Origin of the sequence: Aerococcus agrisoli, assembly GCF_003797145.1 — a bacterium.
Lineage (GTDB): Bacteria > Bacillota > Bacilli > Lactobacillales > Aerococcaceae > Aerococcus > Aerococcus agrisoli.
Genome location: NZ_RKMG01000042.1, coordinates 1 through 10,020, shown reverse-complemented (window position 1 = coordinate 10,020; position 10,020 = coordinate 1). Strand labels below are relative to the sequence as shown.

Here is a 10,020-nt window from a genome sequence, read left to right as displayed (position 1 = left end):
TATAGAGGTATGAATTATTCAGGGTCCTATATATTTATAAAAAAATTAAAAAGAGGGGATATTATGAAATCAGCAATTATTGTAGATTCTACAGCAAGCTTGCCAGAAGAATTAAAAAACCATCCTGATGTGTATGAAGTGACCCTAAAAATCACTTTTAAAGATGGTGAAGAAATTGAAGATACCACCGATGAAGAGGTACTAAAATATTTCTATAATAAAATGGTAAGCCAAGAAACATTACCGATTACCTCTCAACCTGAACCAGTAGATTATTACCAAATTATGGATGAAATCGTCGCAAAGGGCTATGACGTGGTATATGGTGTATTCATGTCTAGTAAATTGAGTGGTACCTTCCAAACAGCACGTATGATTATGGATGAATACAAAGACCGTATTCAAGTTCATTTAGTAGATACGAAGGCCGTATCGATTATTATCGGTCATGAAATTAAAGAATTAGTTCGTTTGATCGAATCCGGTTATGAACCAGACCAAATTTTACCAGCTATGGATCAAATGATTGCCGACTCAGAAATTTTTGTGTTTGTCGAAGACTTAAACAATCTTGTGAAAGGTGGCCGTGCGAAGGCAGCTTCAGCTTTCCTAGGTTCAATGTTAAAAATTTATCCTGTAATGCACTTTGAAGATGATGGGAAAGTAGATTTATACGAAAAGATTCGTACAGAGGGTAAAATCAAAAAATCTTGGATGAAGATTTATGAAGAAGCGCGTGCAAAATATGGCGACCGTCTGCATCTAGGTTTTGCTCATGGTGATGCCTATGAAAAAGCTGTTGAATTTAGAGACTACTTCTTAGAAAGTTATCCTGATGAAGATATCTTAATTCAATATTTAACACCAGTATTAGGGGTACACGGTGGTAAAGGTGCCTTGGGTATGGGCTTCCTAGTAGATGCTGAATTGAAATAAGTGATATAGCATGCTTAGTACATTAATTTATCTTGAAAATGATGTAGACCAATATTTAATGCTATATCGTAATAAGAAGAAACATGATATTAACAAAGGAAAATGGATTGGCGTTGGTGGCAAGTTCGAACCAGGCGAATCACCTTTGGAGTGCCTTGAACGTGAGGTATTAGAAGAAACGGGCCAACCACTAGCGGATGCGACTTTTCGTGGTGTGGTCACATTTGTTTATGCTGATGAAGAACCTATGTATATTTTTTTATATACTGGCCATCTTGAATCAAACCAAGTATCTGAAACTCGTGAAGGAGAATTGAAATGGATAGATAAATCTGCCATTTTCGATTTAAATTTATGGGAAGGTGACCGTATTTTTCTCCAACCGTTAATTGAGAATAATGAAATGATAGATTTAAAATTAATTTATGACGAAAAAGCAGTTTTAAAAAGGTATGAAAAGCGGTAAAGTATAAGAAGGGATTAGAGCCTTTGAAACAGTTTTCCTGATTGTATTAGAACTGTAACAAGGCTTTACCGTTTTTTTACATCATAGCTTCAGTAAATATAGTATATTGGAGCAATAACAATTGCTTATGAGAAAATATAAGTAAATTGAGCTGTTGTTCGTTTTATCGCGATATATTTGCTGAGAGAAGAGGAGCGAACATGATGATTGATATTCATAACCATATACTTCCAGGACTAGATGACGGTGCTAAAGACTTAGATATGTCGATTGCAATGGCGAATGTTGCTGTTCAAGAAGGCATTACCCATATCTTGGCAACACCCCACCATCGAAATGCAGAATTTGTAAATAGTCGAGCAGAAGTAGAAGAAGCAGTTGGTAAATTGCAAGTTGAATTGGATCAACGTGGTATTGATCTGGTAATCTTTCCAGGTCAGGAAGTTCGTTTACATGGTGAATTAATTGCCAACATTGATGCGGGTGATATTTTATTTACGGACTTAGACGAACACTATTTATTGATTGAATTTCCAAGTATGGAAGTACCACATTATGCAGAACAAGTCTTTTTTGATTTGCTATCACGTAATATCAGACCAATTATTGTGCATCCAGAACGTAATCAAAAAATAATTGAGCGACCGGATATCCTAAAACATTTTGTTGAGATGGGGTGCTATGCACAAGTCACAGCAGCTTCATATCTTGGCGAATTTGGTCAAGGTGTAGAAGAAGCGAGTGCTTATATGATTGAACATAACTTGGTTCACATGATGGCTTCAGATGCCCATAGACCATCTGGACCTCGTGGCTTTAATATGGAAGCTGCATTTGAAAAAATGCAAGCAGCATATGGGTCAAGTATCGTATTTGATTTTAAAGCGAATGCCAAAAGTTTAGTAAATGGGGATCCAATGATTAGTAACTTTGTCATTGAAGCGCCAAAGAAAAAGAAGAAAAAGTTTTTTGGTTTATTTTAAACCAATGATTATCCGCACTATTCAGTGCTTGTAGACAGTTGGGAGAGGTATCTGTAAATGAATTTTTCTAAGTATCAAAAGTATTCGATACTAGCCGTTGCTGATTTTATTTCAATCATGTTCGCTGGTATCATTTCGTATTATCTACTAGCCTACTATGTAGGGATTACGATACCAATGACGATTGGCGTCTCAGTGATTTATTTTGTAGCCTATCTAATCGCAAGTATGATTACGAAAAACTACCATTTAATCATTCGTTTCATGAGTTTTAAGGGTGCATCTGATTTGTTCTTTACCCACATGGGTGCAGCCATTTTAACAACTGCGGCGTCAGCGATTATTTATCGTAGTATTTCTTTACGTTTAATCTTTTTGCTCACCGTATTTTCAATTGGTACAACTTTTGTTACGCGAGCAACATGGCGTTACATCATGGACCAACGTGCACGTATACCAGAAGGTGACGGCACATTGGAACCAACCTTGTTAGTTGGTGCTGGTCGTGGTGGGAATACTTTTATCAAACAATTTAAAAATGATGGTTCCTATCGATTTATTGGTTTTGTCGATGATGATGAAAATCTACTTTATAAAAAGTTAGATTCATTATCTGTCTTGGGTTCAACCAAAGATATTCCTTCAATTATCGAACAGTATAATGTTAAGAATATCATCATCACAGCACCGACATTACCGGCTGAAAAAATTGAAAAGATTTTGGACTGGGGTATTGCCCACGATGTAGATGTTCGTCAAATGCCATCTGTTGAACGTACCTTACTAGGTTATCAAATGGATATGACAACTGGACCAAAAGAAATTGAAATCTCTGATTTACTAGGTCGTGAAGAAGTGGAACTAGATGATGCGGACGCTATGCGCCAAATCTCTGGTAAAGACATCTTGGTAACCGGTGCTGGTGGATCAATTGGTTCTGAAATTTGTCGTCAATTAGTGAAGTTCTCACCACAAACAATCTATTTGTTAGGTCACGGTGAAAATTCAATTTACTTGATTAACCAAGAATTTGCACAAAAACAATTGCCAGATACACGCATTGTGCCAATTATTGCTGACGTGCAAGATCGTGAACATATTGAACGTATTATGCAAAAATATAAACCAGATATTGTTTACCATGCTGCGGCACATAAACATGTACCGCTAATGGAAGCTAACCCAACGGAAGCAGTCAAAAATAATGTGTATGGTACTTTAAACGTTGCGCGCGCAGCAAAGAATGCTAACGTTGACGTTTTCGTAATGGTATCGACAGATAAAGCCAACAATCCACCTAACGTAATGGGCGCATCAAAACGTATTGCTGAAATGTTAGTAACGGGTATGAATAAAACGTCAGACCATACGAAATTTGCAGCAGTTCGTTTTGGGAATGTATTAGGTTCCCGTGGATCAGTAATTCCTGTATTCAAGAAACAAATTGAAAAAGGTGGTCCCGTAACTGTTACCGACTTTAGAATGCGTCGTTACTTTATGACAATTCCTGAAGCAAGCCGTTTGGTTATTCAAGCAGGTGCCAAAGCTAAGGGTGGCGAGTTATTCATCTTAGATATGGGTAAAGAAGTACTGATTTTAGACCTAGCTAAGAAAATGATCAAATTGAGTGGTTATACGGAAAGTGAAATCCCTATTGTCGAAACGGGTATTCGTCCTGGGGAAAAATTATATGAAGAATTGTTACTAACAGATGAAACTACTGGTGAAAAAGTAGATGACAAGATTTTCGTGGGTCGTATTAAGAGCCTGCCAGTTGAAGAAATCATTGAATTTGTAAAATCACTTGATCTTGATGAAGTCGGCGATGATACATTAAACAAGAAATTGGTAGATTTTGTTCATCGAGATGTAGAAACTTCAGAAAATGGTTAGTGCAAAATTCGAATTATAGGATATAATGATTTGAAGAATGGCGAAAATCACGCTGTTAGAAAATTTTAAATATGATAAAATAACATTATTCTGAACAAATATAGGGATAATGATTTTCTCGAGGAGGAAGAGATGAAAGATACACAAGAAACTCAGGAAATATCGTTACTTGAAATACTAAATATTTTAACGTCAAATATTTGGAAAATTATTTCAACAACGGTAATTGGTATAGTGCTTGCAGCACTTGTTACTTTTTTCCTAATGACACCAAAATATACTTCTACAACTGATATCGTTGTGAACAACACGAATACGACGACTTCAGAAAATACAATTACACAAGCAGGTTTGCAAGCAAACTTGACCTTACTGAATACTTATCAATCTTTGGTGAGCCGTCCATTAGTACTTGAACCTGCAATTGCAGCTGTTCCAGAAGCTGAAGGTATGACTGCGGGAGAATTAGCAGAAAATGTAACAGTTTCAATGGATTCTGATTCATTACTTTTCACTATTTCAGTAGAAAATGAATCTCCATTTATGGCTGCGAACCTTGCGAATGCTATTGCAGCGAGCTTCTCAGAAGTTGTCAAAGATGTCTTACAAGTTGAAAATGTAGCGATTGTTACGCCTGCAGCACCAAGTGAGGCACCAACTTCTCCAAATATCTTATTAAACTTAATTATTGGTGGTTTATTAGGTTTGATTATCGGTGTAGTTTACCAATTCATCAAAGCAATGTTGGATAATTCTGTTAAATCTAGCGATATCATTGAAGAACTTGATTGGACATTATTGGGTACTATCCCTGAAATGAATAAATCGAAAATTGATGATACACGATTCAAAGCCACAGCTACTTCTGATGGTGCAAGACATCGTCGACGTGTTTAGGAGGATTTCAAATTGTTTAAAAATAGAAGAAATTATTTTGATAAGATGAATGCGGAACAACGTCGTGGTGCAAGTTTAATTACTGTTACACAACCAAATGACGTTATTTCTGAGTCTTTCCGTCAAATTCGTACCAACATCCAATTCTCAATGGTTGACCAAGATTATAAATCAATCATGGTTACATCTTCTGGTGTATGGGAAGGTAAATCTACAGTGACAGCTAATACGGCTGCTGTAATTGCCCAACAAGGTCTCCGTGTTTTATTAGTGGATGCTGATATGCGTAAACCAACTGTTGCGAAAACTTTTGGTATCGATACTACAGTAGGCTTAACTAGTTTATTAACTAACCGCGATGCAAATATCATGGACACTGTAAACTATGTGCCTGATGCGAACTTATACATTCTTGCGGCAGGTCCAATTCCACCAAACCCTTCAGAACTTTTAGGTTCTAAGCGTATGATCGAATTGATTGCTGAGTTAGAAGATTTGTTTGACTTGGTTATCTTTGATACACCGCCTGTATTAGCGGTAACGGATGCGCAAATCGTTGCGACTCGCGTTGACGGTGTCATTGTTGTTGTTCGTGCAGGTATTGCCAATAAGAATAATGTACGTAAGACAAAAGAATTGTTAGACATGGTAAATGCCAATGTTATTGGTGCCGTTTATAATGGTGAACAAGGCAAGAAAATGGGCTATGGTTACGGTTATGGTTATGGGTACGGCTACAGTCAACAAAGTGAAGATAAATAGTCTATGTTAAATGGTTGAGCGAATTGCTCAACCATTTTTTGTATACAAGTAATGGCTATTTCTAGCAATTTTCGTGGGGTATGGTATTCTATGTACAATTAATTTGTAAATATAGAGGGGAGTAATTCCAATGGATTATAGACGTTTTGGTGATCATTTAGTTGTACGCATTGATAGAGGTGACGAAATCATCACTGCTTTAACAGAGGTAGCAGACCTTGAGAAGATTAAGTTAGCAAGCGTGCAAGGTATAGGTGCTTGTGATCGCGTAAAATTCTCGCTTTATAATGTAGAGGAACAAAGCTACAGTCCAACTGAATTACATGAAGAATTAGAATTAACTTCTCTAAATGGGAATATTAGTTTGATGGATGGTCAACATTACGGACATTATCACGCGACATTTGGACGTAGTGATGGTTCGGTGGTAGGTGGACATTTGAATGAAGCGTTTGTATCAGGTACGGGTGAAATTTTCATTCAAATTATTGCTGGTGAAGTAGAACGTAGTAAAGACGAGGTCGAAACAGGATTAAACCTATTTGATTTCAATAAATATCATGATTAGAAAAACTTCTAAAAAGTAAGCATAAAGCTTGATATGTTTCGAATTAGAAATTATACTAGTAGTAACATAAAAAATTTGCAATTAACAACATATGATTGGAGAATAAAAATGACTACAATGAAAGAGAAATACGGTTTTAAACCGGATGAGGGCATGCAGTTTGGTCTATACTCACTAGGAGATTATGTGCCAAACCCACATACAAATCAAGGCGTAGGTGAACAAGGCCGTATTAAAGAAATTATCGAAACTGCACAATATGCAGAACAAGCAGGTTTAGATATTTTTTCTTTAGGTGAATCACATCAAAAATACTTTGTTTCGCAAGCACATGCAGTTATTTTAGGTGCAGTTGCCCAAGCAACGAGCAAAATTAAAATTTCATCTTCTTCTACAATTGTATCTACTTCAGATCCAGTTCGTGTATACGAAAACTTTGCAACATTAGATTTGATTTCTGATGGTCGTATTGAAATCGTTGGTGGTCGTGCTTCTCGTATTGGTTTATTTGAACTATTAGGTTACGACTTACGTGATTATGAAGAATTATTCGAAGAAAAATTTGAATTGTTAAACTACATTAACCATCAAATCGAAAAAGGTGAAACAATTACTTGGGAAGGTCAATTCCGTCACAAGTTAAATCGCGCTGAAATGTATCCAAAACCAAAAGATAACTTTATCCCAATTTGGCGAGGCGTTGGTGGGCCAGCAGCGTCTGCTGTGAAGGCTGGACGTGCTGGTGTGCCAATGGTACTAACGACACTTGCAGGACCTGCTATGGCCTTCTATCCGGCTGTACAGGCTTATCATGAAGAGTTAGCGAACTTGGGTATTGATCCAACAACATATCCGTTAACGACAGCGAGCCCAATGTATATTGCACCAACACAACAAGAAGCGATGGCAGAGTTTTACCCACATGTAAAATCTTCATTCTTACATTCAAATGGCTCTATCTTCCCTAAACAACAATTTGCGCAAGCAAGATCTGTACAAGATACATTGATGGTTGGTGGGCCACAAGAAATTATCGATAAAATGATTTACCAATATGAAATTTATGGTATGGATCGTTACATTGGCCAAATCGACTTTGGTGGTGTGCCACTTGATAAAGTGAAACGAACGATTGATTTCTTAGGTGAAAAAGTAATTCCAGAAGTGAAGAAATATACCAAATCACATTAATTATTGCAATGTAACATTGTAGTTAATTAGGTAGATGGAAAAGGTTGAATCCTTGTGATTCAGCCTTTTTTATTTGCTCAAAAGATAACAAAATAGATATTGAAAACGCTATCTTAAAAGCGTATAATCCTAGGCAGAAGACTAGATAACAAAACTTGCAATATTATATGCAAAAAAGATGATTTTTTGGAGGATTAGCATGGAGCCAAAACAAGTAGTAGCAAGAAAGAAAGAGATTATTGTTGTGGATGGTTTGTCATTTAAGGATTTAAATGGCGATGGCCAATTAAATCCCTACGAAGACTGGCGGTTGCCGGTTGAAGACCGTATCAAGGATTTGCTTGCGCGTATGAATCATCGCGAAAAAGCGGGTATGTTTATTTTAACAGATAAGCCTATGGGGATTTCTGTTGAAGAAGGCGAACCGACGAGTCACGATGGTATTATCTCTGAGGTGGAGAAGGATCATGAATATCCGACACCGAAGCATGAATTTCCAACGTCTACCTTGATTCATGATTTCCAATTGCGTCACTTAATTGTCCGTGAGAATGCGACGCCAGAAGAAATGGTTACTTACACCAATACCATTCAAGAGATGGCGGAAGAATCACGCTTGGGGATTCCGATGGTGATTATTTCAAATTCACGCAACGAGAATGAAGATGCAACCTTTAATGCGGATCAATCTGTACGTCAGTTTACAACATTCCCTGGTACTTTGGGCCTTGCTGCAATGGATGATTTGGATTTAATTAAGCAGTTTGCGGCTATTGGCCACGAAGAGTTTTTAGCTAATAACATCCGTAAGGGTTACATGTATATGGTGGATACAGCTACTGACCCTCGCTGGTTCAGAACTTTTGGTACCTTTGGTGAAGATCCTGCAACGATTTCTGCTATTGCTGAAGTAATTATTCCAGTATATCAAGGCGACGTATTGGATGAAGATGCCATTGCCTTAACCATTAAACATTTTCCTGGCGGTGGTGCGCGTGAAAATGGCTTCGACCCACATTATGCAGAAGGGAAGTTCAATGTGTATCCTACTGCAGGATCACTAGAAAAATACCATCTACCTCCATTCAAAGCGGCTATTCAACATAATCCTGCCTCTATCATGCCTTACTATGCGATTCCTTCAGAAGAAAAATCTGCGACACCACAAGCACCATTTGACCGTGGTTTCGATGAAAATGTAGCTTTTGCCTACAATAAACAATTTATCCAAGAATTATTACGCGATGAATTAGGTTTTAAAGGCTATGTTAACTCTGATACAGGTGTCTTAGGCTCAATGGCATGGGGCGTTGAAAATCTATGCTTAACCGAACGTGCTGTGAAAATAATTGAAGCAGGTACTAATGTGGTTTCTGGTACTACTGATGTGGATGCCTTCCAAGAAGCAATGGAAAAAGGCCTAGTGTCTATGGAGCGTGTGGACGGCCTAGTTGCGCAATTACTAGCGGAAATGTTTGCCTTAGGTTTATTCGAAAATCCTTATAAAGATGCCGCACATGCAACGGCTGTAACGAATACGCCTGAAAAACAAGCCATTGCCTATACTGCTCATCAAAAATCAGTTGTCTTGTTAAAGAATGAAGATAATGTTTTACCATTAACCAAAAATAAATTGGCTGGTAAAAAAGTTTATGTTGAGTTATTTACCAAGTTGTATGATGAAAAAGAAATGGTTGGACGACGTCGTGTCGGCAATAATACGAACACCGACGAAATCAATGCCAACTTACCAAATCTGATTCAAGCTGCTTTCCCACACATCGACTTGGTGGCAGATTACCACGATGCAGATATTGCTATCCTATTCGCGGAACCAATTTCTGGCTCATATTTTGAAGCAACACCAACTTATTTGGACTTACAAATTCATAAAGAGACCAATGTAGATATTGAAAAAATAGCAGCCATCCGCCAAGCTGTCGATCAAACGATTATCAATGTGAACTTAGATTTACCATTTATCTTGGAAAATCTTGAACCACTAGCTGATGGTTTGACAGCAAGTTTCGACACGTTTATCCAAGCGATTCTGGATGTTATTCTGGGCGAAGTGAATCCTTCTGGTAAATTACCATTAACCTTACCTAAGAATGATGCTGCAGTTGCAGTAGATGAAAATGGCATCTGTGCTTCACCAAATGATGTACCAGGTTACGACAAAGAAAAATATATGGATATCCCATATACATACGAAGACAGCCAAGGAAACAAATATGGCCTAGGATTCGGTTTACAATACGAAAATGCATAATAGTTTACGAAAAAAGCCTGAGACACATGATGTAGAGGCCCCCAAAAGTTAG

9 protein-coding genes are annotated in these 10,020 nt (G+C 37.4%); all 9 read left to right on the top strand.

The genetic code is table 11. The features are described 5' to 3' along the window. Nucleotides 1-63 precede the first annotated feature (63 nt). The gene (locus EF384_RS08980; RefSeq protein ID WP_123781294.1) at nt 64-936 is read left to right on the top strand and encodes a DegV family protein; all 873 of its coding nucleotides are present in this window, start codon (nt 64-66) and stop codon (nt 934-936) included. Nucleotides 937-946: 10 nt separating this feature from the next. After that, a complete protein-coding gene (locus tag EF384_RS08975) occupies nt 947-1,402 on the top strand; it encodes an NUDIX hydrolase (RefSeq protein WP_123781292.1) in 456 nt (151 codons plus the stop codon). A 203-nt stretch (nt 1,403-1,605) separates the two neighbouring features. Then, nucleotides 1,606-2,385 carry a tyrosine-protein phosphatase gene (locus EF384_RS08970; protein WP_123781296.1) on the top strand — a complete coding sequence of 260 codons (780 nt, stop codon included), beginning with the start codon at nt 1,606-1,608 and terminating at the stop codon, nt 2,383-2,385. Nucleotides 2,386-2,442: 57 nt separating this feature from the next. Further along, nucleotides 2,443-4,278, top strand: a complete 1,836-nt coding sequence (locus tag EF384_RS08965; protein ID WP_123781290.1) for a polysaccharide biosynthesis protein — start codon at nt 2,443-2,445, stop codon at nt 4,276-4,278. Between the two features lie 132 nt (nt 4,279-4,410). Then, nucleotides 4,411-5,175 carry a YveK family protein gene (locus tag EF384_RS08960; protein WP_123781288.1) on the top strand — a complete coding sequence of 255 codons (765 nt, stop codon included), beginning with the start codon at nt 4,411-4,413 and terminating at the stop codon, nt 5,173-5,175. A 12-nt stretch (nt 5,176-5,187) separates the two neighbouring features. Then, the gene (locus EF384_RS08955; RefSeq protein ID WP_123781286.1) at nt 5,188-5,937 is read left to right on the top strand and encodes a CpsD/CapB family tyrosine-protein kinase; all 750 of its coding nucleotides are present in this window, start codon (nt 5,188-5,190) and stop codon (nt 5,935-5,937) included. A 130-nt stretch (nt 5,938-6,067) separates the two neighbouring features. Beyond that, complete coding sequence (locus EF384_RS08950; protein WP_123781284.1) at nt 6,068-6,505, top strand: PPC domain-containing DNA-binding protein; 438 nt, start codon at nt 6,068-6,070, stop codon at nt 6,503-6,505. A 108-nt stretch (nt 6,506-6,613) separates the two neighbouring features. Continuing rightward, entirely contained in the window at nt 6,614-7,696 is a 1,083-nt protein-coding gene (locus EF384_RS08945; RefSeq protein ID WP_123781282.1) for an LLM class flavin-dependent oxidoreductase, read from the top strand. Nucleotides 7,697-7,895: 199 nt separating this feature from the next. Further along, on the top strand, nt 7,896-9,968 hold the full coding sequence (locus EF384_RS08940; RefSeq protein ID WP_123781281.1) for a glycoside hydrolase family 3 protein: 2,073 nt from the start codon (nt 7,896-7,898) through the stop codon (nt 9,966-9,968). The last annotated feature ends 52 nt before the right edge of the window (nt 9,969-10,020 follow it).